This is a genomic window from Yersinia mollaretii ATCC 43969, assembly GCF_013282725.1.
Classification (GTDB): Bacteria; Pseudomonadota; Gammaproteobacteria; order Enterobacterales; family Enterobacteriaceae; genus Yersinia; species Yersinia mollaretii.
On the sequence record NZ_CP054043.1, the window covers coordinates 2,405,533 to 2,423,234 of the forward strand.

Consider the following 17,702-nt stretch of genomic DNA (forward strand, 5'->3'; position numbering starts at 1 on the left):
AAATTCTATTAGGAGACGGTAATGTCATACAGTGGCGAACGAGATCAATTTGCACCTAACATGGCTCTGGTGCCAATGGTGGTTGAGCAGACTTCACGTGGGGAGCGTTCTTACGATATCTTCTCTCGTCTGCTGAAAGAGCGCATTATTTTCCTGACCGGCCAGGTTGAAGACCATATGGCCAACCTGATTACAGCACAGATGCTGTTTCTGGAAGCTGAGAATCCAGAAAAAGACATCTTCCTGTACATCAACTCGCCGGGTGGGGTCATTACGGCTGGCATGTCAATTTATGACACCATGCAATTCATTAAGCCTGATGTCAGCACTATCTGTATGGGGCAGGCGTGTTCAATGGGGGCATTCCTGTTGACGGCTGGCGCTAAAGGTAAACGTTTCTGCTTACCAAACTCACGGGTCATGATTCATCAACCGCTGGGTGGCTTCCAGGGCCAGGCCACAGATATTGAAATTCATGCAAGAGAGATTTTAAAAGTGAAATCGCGCATGAATGAACTGATGGCGCTTCACACGGGAAAATCTCTTGAAGAAATAGAGAGAGACACTGAGCGTGACCGTTTCTTGTCAGCTGAAGAGGCTGTAGGATATGGATTAGTTGATTCCGTGTTCACCCGTCGTGACTAACGACTTATTTCTGTGAGCCGATATACTATAATTGTGTATAAATAGAACAAGTGGTGTATGTCAATTGAACCCATGGTGGTGTCGAACCCGTTCAATTGCGTATCGTTTGTACACTATCCATTATATCGGCTGCCCGTTGTAGGCTAACGTGGCGTCCAGAAATAGCGATAATAGTCTCCCTGCCACCGTGATTTTAGATGTGGCAGATACTGAAAAAGAGGTTTACTGATGACAGATAAGCGCAAAGACGGTTCTGGAAAGCTGCTGTATTGCTCTTTCTGCGGCAAAAGCCAACATGAAGTGCGTAAGCTAATAGCCGGGCCGTCAGTGTATATCTGCGATGAATGTGTCGATTTGTGTAACGACATTATTCGCGAAGAGATCAAAGAAGTTGCCCCACATCGGGAGCGCAGTTCGCTGCCAACACCGCACGAAATTCGTCGCCACCTTGATGATTATGTTATCGGACAGGAACCGGCGAAAAAAGTGCTGGCTGTTGCGGTGTATAACCATTACAAGCGCTTACGCAATGGCGATACCAGCAATGGCATTGAGTTGGGTAAAAGTAATATTCTGCTGATCGGTCCGACGGGTAGCGGTAAGACGCTACTAGCAGAGACATTGGCTCGCTTCTTGGATGTGCCGTTTACTATGGCAGATGCGACCACACTGACTGAAGCGGGTTACGTGGGTGAAGATGTTGAAAACATCATTCAGAAGCTGTTGCAGAAATGTGACTATGACGTCCAAAAAGCGCAACGCGGTATCGTCTATATCGATGAGATTGATAAAATTTCACGTAAATCTGATAACCCGTCGATCACCCGTGATGTTTCAGGCGAAGGTGTGCAGCAGGCCCTGTTGAAATTGATTGAAGGGACAATTGCCGCCGTGCCACCGCAAGGGGGTCGCAAGCATCCGCAACAGGAGTTTTTGCAGGTTGATACCTCCAAAATTCTGTTTATCTGTGGTGGCGCTTTTGCCGGTTTGGACAAAGTGATTGGGCAGCGTATCAACACCGGGACGGGTATTGGTTTCGGCGCCACGGTGAAAGGCAAGTCAGAGAAGGCAACAGAAGGCGAGTTATTAAGCCAAGCTGAACCAGAAGACTTAATTAAATTCGGTTTAATCCCTGAATTTATCGGTCGTCTACCAGTGGTTGCTACCCTGAGCGAATTGAGCGAAGACGCATTGATTCAAATCTTGAAAGAGCCTAAAAACGCGCTGACTAAACAGTATCAAGCGTTGTTTAATCTGGAAGGTGTAGAGCTTGAGTTCCGTGATGAGGCGTTAACTGCCATTGCCAAGAAAGCGATGGCACGTAAAACAGGAGCTCGTGGCTTGCGTTCTATCGTAGAAGGCGCTTTGCTGGATACTATGTATGATTTACCATCAATGGACAGTGTGGAGAAGGTCGTCGTAGATGAGTCAGTTATTGCTGGTCAATCTGCGCCAATGCTGATCTACGGTCAACCGGAAGCACAGGCTTCTGGCGAATAATTAGACAAATAATCCAGATGGTTAGTATGACAATGGGGGATTTTATCCCCCATTTCTTTTTCCTCGCATTGTTATCGTTGAATGTCAGATATTCATCCCCATATACTCAATTACCTATTTAGTGAAATTCGTGATGATTCGCGTTTCACGAGATTTCCAGTAATCTGGCGGAAGCTAAACTAAGAGAGAGCTCTATGAACCCTGAGCGTTCCGAACGCATAGAAATCCCCGTATTGCCTCTGCGCGATGTGGTGGTTTATCCGCATATGGTGATCCCACTATTTGTTGGCCGGGAAAAGTCGATTCGGTGCCTGGAAGCTGCAATGGACCATGATAAGAAAATCATGCTGGTTGCGCAGAAAGAAGCCTCGACGGATGAGCCTGGTATCAATGATCTGTTTTCAGTCGGCACCGTAGCTTCGATTTTGCAAATGCTGAAACTGCCGGATGGCACGGTTAAAGTGCTGGTCGAAGGGTTGCAGCGTGCGCGCATCACAACGCTTTCCGATAGCGGTGAGCATTTTGCTGCTCAGGCGGAATACCTTGAATCGCCTGTGATGGATGATCGTGAACAAGAAGTATTGGTTCGCACAGCCATTAATCAGTTTGAAGGTTATATCAAACTGAACAAAAAAATCCCACCAGAAGTCTTGGCTTCGTTGCACAGCATTGATGATGCAGCACGTCTTGCTGATACTATCGCAGCGCATATGCCATTGAAATTAAACGATAAACAAGCTGTTCTGGAAATGTTCGATGTGACCGAACGTTTGGAATATCTGATGGCGATGATGGAATCAGAAATCGATCTGTTACAGGTCGAAAAACGGATTCGCAATCGCGTCAAACGGCAGATGGAAAAGAGCCAGCGCGAGTACTATCTGAATGAGCAAATGAAGGCTATTCAGAAAGAATTGGGCGAGATGGATGATACGCCTGACGAGCACGAAGCGCTAAAGCGTAAAATCGAAGCGGCTAAAATGCCGAAAGATGCGCGCGAAAAAACCGAAGCCGAACTGCAAAAGCTGAAAATGATGTCGCCGATGTCGGCGGAAGCCACGGTGGTTCGTGGCTATATCGACTGGATGTTGCAGGTTCCGTGGAACAGCCGCAGCAAAGTTAAAAAAGATTTGGTCAAAGCGCAGGAAGTTCTAGATACCGATCACTACGGCTTGGAAAGAGTTAAAGATCGTATCTTAGAATACCTCGCAGTACAGAGCCGAGTCAGCAAAATTAAGGGGCCAATCCTCTGTCTGGTGGGGCCTCCTGGGGTGGGTAAAACCTCTCTGGGGCAATCTATTGCCCGTGCCACAGGTCGTCAATATGTGCGTATGGCATTGGGTGGGGTGCGTGATGAAGCTGAAATCCGTGGTCACCGTCGTACCTATATTGGTTCTATGCCGGGTAAATTGATCCAAAAGATGGCGAAAGTTGGGGTGAAAAACCCGCTCTTCCTGTTGGATGAGATCGATAAGATGGCCTCAGATATGCGCGGTGATCCGGCCTCTGCACTGCTGGAGGTGTTAGATCCGGAACAGAACGTTGCATTTAACGATCACTATCTGGAAGTGGATTATGATCTGTCAGATGTGATGTTTGTTGCGACCTCTAACTCCATGAATATCCCGGCACCTTTGCTGGATCGTATGGAAGTGATTCGTCTGTCAGGTTATACCGAAGATGAGAAACTCAATATTGCTAAGCAGCATCTGTTGCCAAAACAATTTGAGCGCAACGCCATTAAGAAAGGCGAGCTGACCATCGATGACAGCGCTATCATGAGTATTATCCGTTATTACACCCGTGAAGCTGGGGTGCGTAGTCTGGAACGAGAAATATCCAAACTGTGTCGCAAAGCAGTAAAAAATCTGCTTATGGATAAAACGGTTAAGCACATTGAGATCACTGGCGACAATCTGAAAGATTTCTTGGGTGTGCAGAAAGTCGACTATGGCCGTGCTGATACTGAAAACCGTGTCGGTCAAGTGACTGGCTTGGCGTGGACTGAAGTTGGCGGCGATTTGCTGACCATTGAAACTGCCTGCGTTCCGGGTAAAGGGAAGCTGACTTACACCGGTTCTCTGGGTGAAGTGATGCAAGAGTCGATTCAGGCTGCATTAACCGTGGTTCGCGCGCGCGCGGATAAATTAGGGATCAATCCTGATTTCTACGAAAAACGCGATATTCACGTGCATGTGCCTGAAGGGGCGACACCGAAAGATGGTCCGAGCGCAGGTATTGCAATGTGTACCGCACTGGTCTCTTGTTTGACCGGTAATCCGGTTCGTGCTGATGTTGCAATGACTGGTGAAATCACCTTACGTGGCTTAGTTTTGCCCATCGGTGGTTTGAAAGAGAAATTACTGGCCGCTCACCGTGGTGGGATCAAAGTTGTGCTAATTCCAGAGGATAACAAACGTGATTTGGAAGAGATTCCAGACAACGTTATTGCTGATCTGGAAATCCATCCGGTTAAACGGATTGATGATGTTTTAGCCATTGCTTTGCAAAATCCTGCCTTCGGGGCACAGCCAGTAGCGTCAAAATAGTGACGTATCGCAAGAAGTATTGATAAAACTGATGCTGGTAAGTGAAATGCTACTTGCCAGCTATTTTTTGTGCCGCTAAGTTAGTTCGGCTGTCCGGTAAAAGTTTGAGCCTTTGGGCTGCTTGCTAAGGTTGGGCAGGATTGATATAACAGCTGCGCTGTCGTGTTGTCCGTAGGGATTTTCGGCGCGACGATAGAATTCTAAAGGGGATGAAAGAGTGAATAAGTCACAACTGATCGACAAAATTGCCGCAGGTGCTGATATTTCTAAAGCGGCCGCTGGGCGCGCATTAGATGCAATTATTGCTTCTGTTACTGAATCTTTGAAAGAAGGTGATGACGTAGCTCTGGTTGGTTTTGGTACTTTTGCAGTACGTGAGCGTTCTGCACGTACTGGCCGTAACCCTCAGACAGGCAAAGAAATCAGTATTCCAGCGGCTAAAGTACCAGGCTTCCGCGCCGGTAAAGGTCTGAAAGACGCTGTAAATTAATTGCCGCGTCAATTCTCACCTGTGTATTAATTGTTTGATTGTTTGTGTTAAACAATAACCTGACGCAGTTGAGCTGGTAAGGTAAGATACAAGGCGCATCGTTATTGATGCGCTTTTTTTTCGTTTAGGTTGCAGTTTTAACGCGCAGCAGCACGAATGGCTGTCGCAAGGAATGCTGGGTTTATTTAGACCTGCGCAACAGTTTTAATCCATATTACAGCGGAGTATTGTCACATTATGATGGACAATTTACGCGCGGCTGCTAATAACGTCGTGCTCAAAATCCTTCTGGCCCTAATCATGTTGTCCTTTATCCTGACCGGGGTTGGCAGCTATCTGATTGGTGGTTCCAACGACTATGCAGCTAAAGTTAATGGCCAAGAGATTAGCCGTGCTCAGCTAGAACAGGCTGTGCAGAGTGAACGTGGCCGCTTGCAGCAGCAATTAGGTGAACAGTTCTCCGCGCTGGCTGCTAACGAAGGCTACATGCTGCAACTGCGTCAGCAGGTTCTCGGCCAATTGGTCAACAACATGTTGCTTGATCAATACGCTAAAAAACTGGGCCTGACAGCCAGCGATGAACAAGTCAAAGATGCCATTCGTCAGGCACCTTATTTCCAGACCGATAATAAGTTCGATAATAATAAGTATCTCGAGCTGGTTAACCGGATGGGTTACACCCCAGATCAATTCGCGCAATTACAGCGCCAGCAGCTCATTAACCAACAGCTGTTGCAAGCCTTTGGTGATACGGGTTTTGTGCTGCCTATCGAAGCACAGGCCATGTCAGAGCTGATTTTGCAGCAACGTGAAGTTCGTCTGGCAACGGTGGACCTCAAAGCACTTCAGGCGCAGCAGAAAGTCACGGATGAAGAGCTGAAAGCCTATTATGACCAGAACAAAAATAGCTTCATTGCACCGGAACAGATGAAAGTCAGTTTCATTGCGATGGATGCTGCCGCGATGCAGGATAAAATCACCGTCACTGAAGAAGACATCGCCGCCTATTACGATCAGCATAGAAGCAGCTATACCCAACCAGAGCGCCGCAACTACAGTGTTATTCAGTTTAAAACTGAAGCTGAAGCCAAAGTAGCACTGGATGAGCTGAAGAAAGGGGCTGATTTTGCCGCGATGGCAAAAGAGAAATCGACCGATATCATCTCTCGCAAGAATGGCGGGGAGCTGGGTTGGTTGGAACCAGAGACCACGGCTGATGAACTGAAACAGGCGAACCTGAGCGAAAAAGGCCAGTTGTCTGATGTGGTTAAATCTTCTGTTGGCTACTTGATTGTCCGCTTAAATGATATCAAGCCGGAACAGGTTAAGCCGCTGTCAGAAGTGCATGATGCTCTGGCAAAACAGGTTAAACAGGAAAAAGCGGTTGACGCCTATTATGCGTTACAGCAAAAAGTGAGCGAAGCGGCAACCAGCGACAACGAATCTCTGGCTTCGGCTGAAGAGGCTGCTGGCACTAAAGCTAAGCAAACGGATTGGTTTACCCGTGACTCAATACCTACGGAAGTGAATTTCAAACCGGTGGCTCAGGCTATCTTTGATGGTGGTTTGGTCGGTGAAAACGGTGCACCGGGTAGCAACTCAGATGTCATTACTGTTGATGGCGACCGTGCTTTCGTTATCCGAATCGATGGTCACAAGCCTGAAGGCATTGAGCCATTCGACCAAGTTCGCGATCAGGTTGCTGAACTGGTGAAACGTCAGAAAGCAGAACAGCTAGCGCGCGTTGATGGTGAGAAGATCCTGACGGCGCTGAAACAAGGCAAAGGCGAAGAAGCGATGAAAGCCGCGGGTATCAGCTTTGGCGAGAAGAAAACCTTGTCACGCGCACCTGATGATGACCAACTAGTGCAGACTATCTTTACATTACCTCATCCGCAAAAAGATCAGCCTGTCTATGGTTTGTCTCAGGATCGTGAGGACAATATTGTCCTGATCGAACTGCTGTCGGTAACACCGGGTAAATTACCGGAAGGCGAAATGAAGACCTTCATTGCTAAAATGCAGGAAGGATCAAGCGGTGTGACCTTTGATGCACTGATGGCGAACCTGCGCAAACAGGCCACCATCAAGATGGGTCCTGCGGAGCAACAGCAGCCGCAGTAAGGTCATAATCGCAATAGCTCTCGCATTCATTTGCAACTCGATGTAACAACGAAAGGTCGCTTTGGCGACCTTTCGCATATCTGAAATCTGCCCTTTGCGATTAACAAGCGGTTGCGGCAAGGTAGCCATGCTGTCAAACACAAGGAGGATACAGCATGAAATTTATAGGAAAATTGTTCGTGATAACGGCATTGTTGGCCAGTATTAATATCCCGCAGATAGCTTACGCAGTGCCGGTAAACCCAACTCACCCCCCTAAGGATAAAGCTCTCAACCCGTCTGGTGTTGTTTCGAAGCAGAGTCAGGTAAAAGCTGGCGTGCAGACAAATACGGCTGAGAAGATAAGTGGGCAGGCTAGCGCCACTGTCGCTGCCCCTGCTAGCAATCTCGCGGATAACCCACAAGGCCAAGTCAATATTAACAGTGCTAATGTGGAGCAGTTGGCACAACAGCTAAGTGGAATTGGTAAGAAGAAGGCGGAAGCCATTATCACTTATCGTGAGCAGTTCGGCCCTTTCACTGATGTAGAGCAGTTGCTTGAAGTTCCCGGTATTGGCCCCTCATTTTTAGAGCGCAACAGTACCAAACTTAAAATGTAGCCTGAGTTTGTAGAGAATAAACAAGATCGCAGCGAATCAATGAGTTTATAGCGAGTAGATTCAGGTGTCAGGCAAGTACGGGTGAGTATTTGCCTGACCCTTTCGTCGCACAAATAACTCCCAACATCTCATAATGTAAGCCGCCGCTGTAGGGTGAAACTGTGATGTTGATCCAGATTATTGTGATGTTGATCCAAATTATATAGTCAGCACAGCATAAGGTTTTTTTCCTCTGCTAATCTTGCTTTGAGGTCATACCAGTTGTGCTGGTCACCCTATAACTTTTATCACTCGCTGGAGAAGCTCGCCGTCATGCATACACATATTAAAGTCAGGGGTTTCCATATTGATGTTTTTCAACACGTTAATAATGCTCGCTATTTAGAGTTTCTCGAAGAGGCGCGTTGGGAATGGCTGGAAGGAGAGCCAGCAGCACAATGGATGGCAGAGAACCAAATGGCTTTTATCGTGGTTAATATCAATATCAGTTACCGTCGCCCCGCTGTATTGGGTGATCTGTTACGCATTGATAGTCAGCTATTAAGGCTAAACGGTAAAAGTGGCGTCATGAAGCAGACCGTCTCGCTGGAACCAGAGTCTATTCCTGTCGCAGATGCTGAATTGACCTTCGTTTGTATCGACCTGCGTAGCCAGAAAGCGTTGCCAATTGAAGGTGAATTACATGAAAAGTTGCAAGAATTTGTCAACCGAGGCCTTTGATAGGGCTTAAGCTCCGCTGATAGCGGTAGTTCCCTCGCTCTAATAGAGCGAGGCCATAACCTAAAGCACAGCAATGATCAGTGCAGGATAGTGAGTTGGGTAATGAAACCGTCAAACCAGCCCGGTTTTTTGTTTCAGGCTCAATAGCACATTGGGTTTATTGGCTAGATAGAGCTCCAGCCCTTTGGCACGTAAGTGGCAGGCCGCACATTCGCCACAGCCATCACCCTGAATTCCGTTATAGCAGGTAAGGGTATGGTTACGAACAAGGTCGAGTTGCTGATAATAATCCGCTAGCGCCCATGTTTCGGCTTTATCTAGCCACATTAGTGGGGTGATGAACGCAATATCACGGCCAATACCTAAATCGATAGCATGATTAAGTGCCTTAACGAACTCATCGCGGCAATCAGGGTAGCCGGAGAAGTCAGTCTCGCAAACACCGGTGATAACCGCCTGAGCTTGCACCTGATAAGCATAAATCGCAGCTAACGTCAGGAAGAGAATATTACGGCCAGGGACAAAGGTGCTGGGAACCGTATCAGTATCGTCTTCGTTATAAGTCGGCACAGGAATATTATCTCTGGTCAGGCTGCTAACGGCCAATTCGTTGAGCATCCCCACATCCAGCACTTTGTGTGCTTTTGCACCGAGTTGTGTGGCAAGCTCGCGAGCGACGTCTATTTCTGCGCGGTGGCGTTGTCCATAATCGAATGTAATACAGTGGACTTCGTCATATTGCTGTAATGCTTGAATTAAACAGGTTGTGGAGTCTTGCCCACCACTAAAAACAACGACGGCACGTTTCATACTGTGACCTCTCACAGCTGTGGTTTGGAAAGAACAAGCCACAGCAAAAATTAAAAACTGGCCGTATGGTACTCAGTTCGCGCACTAAAAGGTAGCAACCCGCGTTTAGTGGTCAGTATGTAGTAGGTGATCAGCTTGTAGTGGGTGAGCGGTTTATAATTTGTGATCGGTTTATAGTGGATGATCAAGTTGTCGTCGGTGGTAACCATGCTTGGCTGAAGTCGAACCAGCCATATGCGGTCAGAGTCACACCGTTAATTCGTGGTGGAGCATTGACCTGATATTGGTAATTAAATAACGGCAGAATCAAGCCTGACAGCATCAGATCATTGTAATACGCCTGTAATTGGCGAAAGCGCTCTGGAGCCAGTTCAATTTGTTGAATATCAGTCAGTGTCTCTTGCTGCCGTACTAATTGCTCAGGGGAGAGAATTCCGCGCCACAGTGGATCAAGTCGGAGCCAGCTCTCCATTGTGGCTTCCGGTGATTCGCCGACTAGATGGTCAGCTAATAATAAATCGGCTTCTTCAATTTGGTGAGTCCCTTTCCACTGTTTATCGTGACTGGCTCGGATCTCTAATGTGCAACCCTGTGCCGCCAATACGGTTTTTAATTGTTCAGCGACGCTCTTAAGTTCCATTGGCGGCTGATAGGTCAGTATCAGATGGGCGGGTAGGGAGGGATTATCATCAGATGTAAACTGCGGAATTGGCCAGCCGGGCAGCATTTCATGGCTGGGGGTGATCACTTCGCGCCGAATCGACAACTCCTCTAAGATACCGGAAGTTTGTACCAACATCAGTAATTTGGCTGTTTGCTGAGGCGTCATCTTGCTGAGGTGCCGGTTGATGGCCAGATAGCAAAAGCCGAGACTCATACTGCGCTGGACGGGGCGGGCCAACGGGAAATCCTCTTCCTGACCAATGGTGATACGCACCGGGTGTTGACAACTGCCATCAGCAGACTGTGCCACAAGACTTGGCGTTATCCAGTATTCGATGATCTCCAGATAAGGGTGCTGCAAATGGTAAAACTCATGTTGCTCTAGCCGTACCAGATGTTGATCGAAGGTCGCTAACTTAAATGGACCCGCCCCGAGCAACGGATGCTCCGGGTGAAATAGTCGGCAGGGTAAGTCAGCTAATCGATGCGCCAACCAGTAATCAGACTTAATAAGGGTAAATTTCAAGCATAAAGCATGGGGGAGGGTGATAGCTGAAATATTGGCAAAACTGGGTTGGCTGCGCGGATTTTCCCGTAACAACGCCAGCGTTTGCAATAGGTGTTCTCCGCGAATATGTTCGCCGTTATGCCAACGCAACTGGCTGCGTAAGAAAAATTGCCAGGTTAAACCATCATCACTCACTTGCCAGTGATGGGCCAGATCCGGTTTTGGCTGTGGATCACCGGTGTTAAAGCGGGTCAGCCCCGCGTGCAAAGTATAAATCAGATGCTGCTCTGCCCGGCCAGTAACGATCATCGGATTTAGGGGTTCAAGTTCGCGGTAATAAGGAATACGTAGTATTGGGCTGTTTGCTTGCCATTGCCCCCCCATATGAGGGTTCAGTAACGTTTGCAGGCGTTCGGGTTCAAGCTGGGCCAAGGTGAGAGCAGCCTGATGGTCACCTTGTTCAAGGAATATTTTTAGGTAGGTTGCCCGTAGTGCATCAGGGCTTTTCAGGCATTGCAACTGCGCGCGTTTTCCTCGGCCAACTTGTGAATGCCAACTGAGCCAATCGTTCGCCTGTAGTTGCTGGATCAAGGTGCGGGCATGCCTTTCGCTGCAAAATAGCAAGCCTGCCAGTTCACCGACGGTTGTGGTTGCGGGCTGATCGCCAAACTTTTGATACAATCGTTGATATTGGGTAAGCCGGTGTATGATGCGCATAATTAAATCCGGAATAGTTTAAATTATTTGTTCACTATTAGTTCCGTAAATAGTACGCCATAATTTTACTCATACCATCAGTTTTACTCTCAGTGAGGTTTTGAATGTACCGTTTAGCCGCTTTTGATATGGATGGAACCTTACTGATGCGTGACCATAATATTGGCGGCGCGACATTAAATGCGTTGCATCAGTTAGTCGAGAGCGGGGTGATTCTGACGTTCGCGACAGGCCGGCACTATATTGATATGAAAGGGATTCTTTCTCATTCTGGGATTAACGGCTATTTGATTACCGGCAATGGCACGCGGGTCGCTGACTTGGATGGTGTGTCATTATATGGCATGGATTTACCGGCCGAGCTGGTGGAGTTTGTACTGCGAACCCCTTGGCAGACGAATGCCAGTATCCACTTATTCCGCGATGACGGCTGGTTCACTGATTGTAATGATCCCGCTCTGCTAACAGCCCATAAAACCAGTGGATTTCAGTTTCAACTCACCGCATTGGATGCACTACCACTGACCGGTAATCACAAGATCTGCTTTATTGCCTCACATCAAGAGCTAACCGAGCTTAAAACTCAGCTTGAACAGCAGATGGGCGGCCAAGCTGATTTCTGTTTCTCTGCTGCCGAATGTCTCGAAGTGCTACCTCGTGGTTGTAACAAAGGGGCGGCATTGGAACGACTAAGCCATCACCTTGATTTAACTCTGGCAGATTGCATGGCATTTGGTGATGCAATGAATGATAAAGAGATGCTGTCACGGGTGGGGCGCGGGTTGGTGATGGGAAATGCATTGCCGCAATTGAAACAAGAATTACCCCAGTTACAGGTCATTGGTCGCTGCGAGCAACAAGGTGTAGCGCACTATTTGCAACATTGGCTAAGTTCACCACACCTCACCTATTCCCCCGAATTCTGAGGTTTATACCCTGAGTTCTGATGTTACAACATCAATGACTTAGGGTATGGCTATTAGCCAGCCGGATAATCATCCGGTTTTTTTCTTCCTAAAAGGGGGCTGTTCAAGCCCCCTTGATCGGTAAATTACAGGTTATTTAGCTCATTGCGGAATGGGGTTAAATCGCCAATGTTAGCGCTCACCCACTGGGCATCATAATAGGTATCAAGATAGCGCTCGCCGCTGTCACAGAGTAATGTCACAATCGCCCCCGTTTTGCCCTGCTCGCGCATCTGTTTGGCTAATTGTAGTGCGCCCCAGACGTTAGTCCCCGTCGATGCCCCCACTTTCCGCCCCAGAATGCCCTCCAGCCAATGGATGGTTGCCACACTGGCGGCATCCGGTACGCGTAACATACTATCGATCACCTCGGGAATAAATGAAGGTTCAGCCCGTGGGCGGCCTATCCCTTCAATGCGGCTACCACAACTGCCAGTGACTGTGCGATCACGGTTGCAGAAACAGTCATAAAATACCGAGTTTTCCGGATCGACAACCACCAGTTGGGTATCATGTCCTTGATAGCGGATATAGCGCCCTAATGTGGCGGAAGTCCCGCCCGTACCTGCGCTCATCACAATGTAGTTAGGGACAGGAAAAGGTTCGCGAGCCATCTGGCGGAAGATACTGTCGGCAATATTATTATTGCCGCGCCAGTCTGTTGCTCGTTCCGCATAAGTGAACTGATCCATGTAGTGGCCGTTCAGTTCACGCGCTAATTGCTCTGATGCCGCATAGATTTGCCCTGCATGGTCAACAAAATGGCAGCGACCTCCATAGAAAGTGATTTGTTCAACTTTTCGCCTCGCGGTGCAACTCGGCATGACTGCAATAAAGGGCAAGCCAATCAGGCGAGCAAAATAGGCTTCAGATACCGCAGTGCTGCCTGAGGAGGCTTCAATTATTGTGGTTCCTTCGGTAATCCAGCCGTTACATAAGCCATAGAGGAACAACGAGCGGGCCAAACGGTGCTTTAAGCTGCCGGTAGGATGGGTGCTCTCATCTTTCAAATAGAGATAAATGCCGGGAAAAGCAGGCAGATTTAGGCGGATCAGGTGGGTATCAGCGGAGCGTTGAAAATCAGCTTCTATTTCACTGATAGCATTTTTTACCCAGATGTTGGTCATTTGGTGGCCTGCGATATAAATAGTAATCTAATGATTGCTATATTATCGGTTATCAAAGAAAAAAACGTTGCCATTTTTGCTTCTTTATCGCCAAATGGTAGAAAATTATTCTATGGATAATGGTTATGTTAGATAAAACAGACCGCAAGCTACTCTGTATGTTGCAAAAAGATTGCACGCAATCACTGCAAGTCTTGGCTGAGGCAGTCAATTTGACCTCCACGCCCTGCTGGAAACGTCTAAAGCGCCTTGAGGATGAGGGGTTTATTCGTGGGCGAGTGGCGTTACTGGACAGTGAAAAGTTAGGATTAGGGTTGACGGCATTTGTGCTGATCAAGACGCAGCAGCATAATAGCGATTGGTATCAGGCATTCGTCGAGTTCACCAAGAAAATGCCTGAGGTACTGGCGTTCTATCGTATGGCGGGTGAATATGATTATCTGATGCAGGTCGAAGTTGCCGATATGAAAAGTTACGACAGTTTTTACAAACGTATGGTTAATGGTGTGCCGGGATTGATTGATGTGACCTCGAGCTTTGCGATGGAAAAAATCAAATACACAACAATGTTGCCTGTTCCAGAGTAAAAAAGTTTTTTTGAGTAAAAATCATTTTAATGAGGGTATCCTTCTCCCTTATTGATTACGTATAGCAAGAAGCATATTGATGCTATTCAGTGTCAGACCATGGAATAAAACTGCGTGAGATTGTTTGCACAATTAGGCTGGTATTTCCGCCGAGAGTGGCGTCGCTATGTGGGTGCGGTGTTGCTGCTGATCATTATTGCTATCCTGCAATTATTGCCGCCTAAGTTGGTCGGGGTGATTGTGGATGGCATCAGTACAAAGCAGATGTCGACCGACATGCTGCTGGTGTGGATCGCGGTGATGCTGGTGACGGCAATCGTGGTCTACCTGCTGCGCTATGTCTGGCGCGTTTTACTCTTCGGCGCATCCTATCAATTGGCAGTGGAGTTGCGGTCAAACTTTTATCGCCAACTCAGCCGCCAGGCCCCCGGTTTTTACTTACGTCACCGCACCGGTGATTTAATGGCGCGCGCCACAAATGATGTCGATCGCGTGGTTTTTGCCGCAGGCGAGGGCGTTTTGACATTAGTGGATTCGCTGGTGATGGGGTGCGCTGTGCTGATTGTGATGAGCACCCAAATTAGCTGGCAACTGACGCTATTATCACTGTTACCCATGCCGGTGATGGCAATAGTGATCAAATATTATGGCGACCAACTGCATCAGCGCTTTAAATCGGCGCAGGGCGCATTTTCTAACCTTAATAATCAGGCGCAAGAAAGTCTGACCAGCATCCGCATGATTAAAGCCTTTGGTCTGGAAGATAATCAATCGCAGCAATTTGCGCAGGTCGCCGCCGAAGCGGGGGCGAAGAATATGTATGTCGCACGTATTGACGCCCGTTTTGATCCCACCATTTATATTGCTATCGGCATCGCTAATTTATTAGCTATCGGCGGGGGTAGCTGGATGGTGGTTAACCACAGCATTACTTTGGGGCAGTTGACCAGTTTTGTGATGTATCTGGGATTAATGATCTGGCCAATGCTGGCGCTGGCGTGGATGTTTAATATCGTCGAACGTGGCAGTGCAGCTTATAGCCGCATCCGCAGTTTGCTGGAAGAAGCGCCGGTGGTGAAAGATGGTGAGATCGAATTATCTAACGAGCGCAGTACATTAGCGGTAAGTATTCGCCATTTCTATTATCCGGGGGCAGAACAGCCCGCATTGCATGATGTCGCGCTGAAGTTAGCGCCGGGGCAGATGTTGGGGCTGTGTGGGCCAACGGGGTCGGGCAAGAGCACCTTGCTGGCCTTAATTCAGCGGCAATTTGATGTGGATGATGGCGCTATCTGTTATCAGGGACATGTGCTGTCGGATATCCGTCTCCATGACTGGCGCGGGCGTTTATCTGTGGTCAGCCAGACCCCCTTCCTCTTCTCTGACACCGTGGCGGGCAACATTGCGCTGGGTAAACCCGAGGCCACTCAAGAGCAGATTGAGCGGGCCGCGCGTTTAGCCAGTGTGCATGATGATATTTTGCGCCTGCCTCAAGGGTATGACACTGAAGTGGGTGAGCGCGGCGTGATGCTCTCCGGCGGCCAGAAACAGCGGATCTCCATTGCCCGAGCGCTGCTGTTGGAGACTGAAATTCTGATTCTTGATGATGCGCTTTCTGCGGTTGATGGTCAGACCGAACATGAAATCTTAAAAAATCTGCGCCTCTGGGGTGAGCATCGCACAGTGATTATCACCGCACATCGTCTTTCTGCTTTGACGGAAGCGAGCGAGATTCTGGTGATGCAACACGGTAGTGTGATGCAGCGCGGCACACATAATTTATTGGTCAATCAATCGGGTTGGTATCGCGAAATGTACCGCTATCAACAGCTGGAAGCAGCGTTAGATGATGGTGAGCCGGAGGCCAAAAACTGATGAGTAAACCTCAGCAACTTTGGCCAACACTCAAACGCCTGCTCTCTTATGGTTCTCCCTATCGCAAGCCATTAGGGCTGGCGGTGGTGATGCTCTGGGTTGCCGCCGCCGCAGAAGTCAGCGGCCCGCTGCTGATCAGCTATTTTATTGACCATGTCGTGGCGAAAGGGACGTTGCCGCTCGGTTTGGTGAGCGGGCTGGCATTAGCCTATCTGCTGCTGCAATTACTGGCGGCGACCTTGCACTATTTTCAAGCATTGCTGTTTAACCGTGCTGCGGTTGGCGTGGTCCAGCGGCTGCGTATTGAAGTGATGGATGCAGCTTTACGCCAGCCGCTCAGTGCTTTTGATACCCAGCCTGTCGGGCAATTGATCTCCCGCGTCACCAATGACACTGAAGTCATCAAAGACCTCTATGTGATGGTGGTGTCCACGGTGCTAAAAAGTGCCGCGTTAATTGGCGCAATGCTGGTGGCGATGTTCAGTCTGGATTGGCGCATGGCGCTGATTTCAATCTGCATCTTCCCTGCGGTACTGGTCGTCATGGCCATTTACCAGCGCTACAGCACACCCGTGGTGCGGCGGGTTCGGGCCTATCTGGCCGATATCAACGACGGCTTTAATGAAGTGATCAATGGCATGGGTGTCATTCAACAGTTTCGTCAGCAAGCGCGTTTCGGGGAGAGGATGGAGTCTGCCAGCCGCGCGCATTATCGGGCGCGGATGCAAACGCTGCGCTTGGAAGGTTTTCTGTTACGCCCGCTGTTGAGTCTGTTCTCTGCCATGGTGCTATGCGGTTTGTTGCTGCTTTTCGGTTTCAGCCCAGAAGGTTCCGTCGGGGTGGGGGTGTTGTATGCATTCATTAACTATCTGGGGCGCTTAAATGAGCCATTGATTGAGCTAACATCCCAGCAATCCATCCTGCAACAAGCGGTGGTGGCGGGGGAGCGTATTTTCGATCTGATGGATCGCGCTCAGCAAGGCTATGGCACCGATGACCGCCCACTGACCAGTGGCCGTATTCAGGTAAATAATGTCAGCTTTGCTTATCGTCACGATAAAATGGTGCTGCAAAATATCTCGCTTGATGTGCCGTCGCGTGGATTTATCGCCTTGGTCGGGCATACCGGCAGTGGCAAGAGCACGCTGGCTAACCTGCTGATGGGCTACTACCCGGTGCAGCAAGGGGAGGTTCTGCTTGATGGCCGACCGCTGCCAGAGTTATCTCATCAGACACTGCGCCAAGGGGTTGCCATGGTGCAACAAGATCCGGTGGTGTTAGCCGACTCTTTCTTTGCCAATGTGACTTTAGGCCGTGATATCAGTGAACAGCAAGTTTGGGAAGCTTTGGAGACCGTGCAACTTGCGCCATTGGTCCATGCGCTACCTGACGGGCTGCACAGCTTGCTCGGGGAGCAGGGTAATACCTTGTCTGTCGGGCAAAAACAGCTACTGGCGATGGCTCGAGTATTGGTACAAGCACCGCAAATTCTGATTTTGGATGAAGCGACCGCAAATATTGACTCGGGTACTGAACAGGCGATTCAGCGGGCATTGCAGCTCATCCGCAAAAATACCACTCTGGTCGTGATTGCTCACCGCCTCTCAACTATTGTTGATGCTGATAGCATCTTGGTATTGCACCGTGGTGTGGCAGTTGAGCAAGGCAAGCATCAAGAGCTACTCGCCGCCCACGGGCGCTATTATCAGATGTACCAGTTGCAATTAGTCAGCGAAGATTTAGCGGCTATCGACCAAGTGGAGAGTGCGGTGAATTAAGGGATAATCTGCGGGGCCAAGCGGCCTCGCACTATTTCCACCGCT

Annotated in this window: 14 protein-coding genes; 11 read left to right on the forward strand and 3 right to left on the reverse strand. The window is 48.8% G+C overall.

Translation table 11 applies throughout. The features are described from left to right. The first annotated feature begins 21 nt into the window (after window positions 1–21). From clpP to HRD69_RS10655, 7 genes are all read left to right on the forward strand, one after another. Entirely contained in the window at window positions 22–645 is a 624-nt protein-coding gene (gene clpP, locus HRD69_RS10625; protein ID WP_005272733.1) for an ATP-dependent Clp endopeptidase proteolytic subunit ClpP, read from the forward strand. 228 nt (window positions 646–873) lie between these two features. Continuing rightward, window positions 874–2,145, forward strand: a complete 1,272-nt coding sequence (clpX, locus tag HRD69_RS10630) for an ATP-dependent protease ATP-binding subunit ClpX (protein ID WP_004714578.1) — start codon at window positions 874–876, stop codon at window positions 2,143–2,145. Between the two features lie 194 nt (window positions 2,146–2,339). Continuing rightward, window positions 2,340–4,694 (forward strand): endopeptidase La, encoded by a 2,355-nt coding sequence (gene lon, locus HRD69_RS10635; protein WP_004873446.1) that lies wholly within the window; start codon window positions 2,340–2,342, stop codon window positions 4,692–4,694. Window positions 4,695–4,911: 217 nt separating this feature from the next. Further along, a complete protein-coding gene (gene hupB, locus HRD69_RS10640; RefSeq protein WP_004392663.1) occupies window positions 4,912–5,184 on the forward strand; it encodes a nucleoid-associated protein HU-beta in 273 nt (90 codons plus the stop codon). 237 nt (window positions 5,185–5,421) lie between these two features. Beyond that, window positions 5,422–7,308: a peptidylprolyl isomerase gene (gene ppiD, locus HRD69_RS10645; RefSeq protein ID WP_004873445.1), complete on the forward strand. Its 1,887-nt coding sequence runs from the start codon at window positions 5,422–5,424 to the stop codon at window positions 7,306–7,308. Between the two features lie 155 nt (window positions 7,309–7,463). After that, on the forward strand, window positions 7,464–7,907 hold the full coding sequence (locus HRD69_RS10650) for a ComEA family DNA-binding protein (RefSeq protein WP_004873444.1): 444 nt from the start codon (window positions 7,464–7,466) through the stop codon (window positions 7,905–7,907). A 312-nt stretch (window positions 7,908–8,219) separates the two neighbouring features. Beyond that, on the forward strand, window positions 8,220–8,627 hold the full coding sequence (locus HRD69_RS10655; RefSeq protein WP_032812969.1) for an acyl-CoA thioesterase: 408 nt from the start codon (window positions 8,220–8,222) through the stop codon (window positions 8,625–8,627). A gap of 111 nt (window positions 8,628–8,738) precedes the next feature. Here the strand turns inward: HRD69_RS10655 and queC are convergent, their stop codons facing one another. After that, window positions 8,739–9,437: a 7-cyano-7-deazaguanine synthase QueC gene (gene queC / locus HRD69_RS10660; protein WP_004873442.1), complete on the reverse strand. Its 699-nt coding sequence runs from the start codon at window positions 9,435–9,437 to the stop codon at window positions 8,739–8,741. Window positions 9,438–9,621: 184 nt separating this feature from the next. Then, entirely contained in the window at window positions 9,622–11,325 is a 1,704-nt protein-coding gene (locus HRD69_RS10665; RefSeq protein WP_032812968.1) for an SgrR family transcriptional regulator, read from the reverse strand. A gap of 104 nt (window positions 11,326–11,429) precedes the next feature. On the opposite strand from HRD69_RS10665, the gene cof reads away from it, so the two are divergent. Continuing rightward, window positions 11,430–12,251 (forward strand): HMP-PP phosphatase, encoded by an 822-nt coding sequence (gene cof, locus HRD69_RS10670; protein ID WP_004873440.1) that lies wholly within the window; start codon window positions 11,430–11,432, stop codon window positions 12,249–12,251. A 125-nt stretch (window positions 12,252–12,376) separates the two neighbouring features. Here cof and HRD69_RS10675 read toward each other — a convergent pair whose 3' ends face one another. Beyond that, entirely contained in the window at window positions 12,377–13,417 is a 1,041-nt protein-coding gene (locus HRD69_RS10675) for a PLP-dependent cysteine synthase family protein (protein WP_004873439.1), read from the reverse strand. Between the two features lie 125 nt (window positions 13,418–13,542). Between HRD69_RS10675 and HRD69_RS10680 the strand changes: the two genes are divergently transcribed. The 3 genes from HRD69_RS10680 (at window position 13,543) to HRD69_RS10690 (ending at window position 17,657) form a co-directional block, all read left to right on the forward strand. Further along, on the forward strand, window positions 13,543–14,004 hold the full coding sequence (locus HRD69_RS10680) for an Lrp/AsnC family transcriptional regulator (RefSeq protein ID WP_004873437.1): 462 nt from the start codon (window positions 13,543–13,545) through the stop codon (window positions 14,002–14,004). A 114-nt stretch (window positions 14,005–14,118) separates the two neighbouring features. Then, entirely contained in the window at window positions 14,119–15,879 is a 1,761-nt protein-coding gene (locus HRD69_RS10685; protein ID WP_032812966.1) for a SmdA family multidrug ABC transporter permease/ATP-binding protein, read from the forward strand. Further along, window positions 15,879–17,657 carry a SmdB family multidrug efflux ABC transporter permease/ATP-binding protein gene (locus HRD69_RS10690; protein WP_004873436.1) on the forward strand — a complete coding sequence of 593 codons (1,779 nt, stop codon included), beginning with the start codon at window positions 15,879–15,881 and terminating at the stop codon, window positions 17,655–17,657. The genes HRD69_RS10685 and HRD69_RS10690 overlap by 1 nt, the downstream gene beginning before the upstream one ends. Window positions 17,658–17,702: the final 45 nt, after the last annotated feature.

Bases quoted from the DNA above. Each gene is read 5' to 3' on its own strand.
- queC (WP_004873442.1), bottom strand. From the start codon at position 9,437: ATGAAACGTGCCGTCGTTGTTTTTAGTGGTGGGCAAGACTCCACAACC.
- lon (WP_004873446.1), top strand. From the start codon at position 2,340: ATGAACCCTGAGCGTTCCGAACGCATAGAAATCCCCGTATTGCCTCTG.
- clpX (WP_004714578.1), top strand. From the start codon at position 874: ATGACAGATAAGCGCAAAGACGGTTCTGGAAAGCTGCTGTATTGCTCT.
- ppiD (WP_004873445.1), top strand. From the start codon at position 5,422: ATGATGGACAATTTACGCGCGGCTGCTAATAACGTCGTGCTCAAAATC.
- HRD69_RS10690 (WP_004873436.1), top strand. From the start codon at position 15,879: ATGAGTAAACCTCAGCAACTTTGGCCAACACTCAAACGCCTGCTCTCT.
- HRD69_RS10675 (WP_004873439.1), bottom strand. From the start codon at position 13,417: ATGACCAACATCTGGGTAAAAAATGCTATCAGTGAAATAGAAGCTGAT.
- HRD69_RS10665 (WP_032812968.1), bottom strand. From the start codon at position 11,325: ATGCGCATCATACACCGGCTTACCCAATATCAACGATTGTATCAAAAG.
- clpP (WP_005272733.1), top strand. From the start codon at position 22: ATGTCATACAGTGGCGAACGAGATCAATTTGCACCTAACATGGCTCTG.
- HRD69_RS10680 (WP_004873437.1), top strand. From the start codon at position 13,543: ATGTTAGATAAAACAGACCGCAAGCTACTCTGTATGTTGCAAAAAGAT.
- cof (WP_004873440.1), top strand. From the start codon at position 11,430: ATGTACCGTTTAGCCGCTTTTGATATGGATGGAACCTTACTGATGCGT.
- HRD69_RS10655 (WP_032812969.1), top strand. From the start codon at position 8,220: ATGCATACACATATTAAAGTCAGGGGTTTCCATATTGATGTTTTTCAA.
- HRD69_RS10650 (WP_004873444.1), top strand. From the start codon at position 7,464: ATGAAATTTATAGGAAAATTGTTCGTGATAACGGCATTGTTGGCCAGT.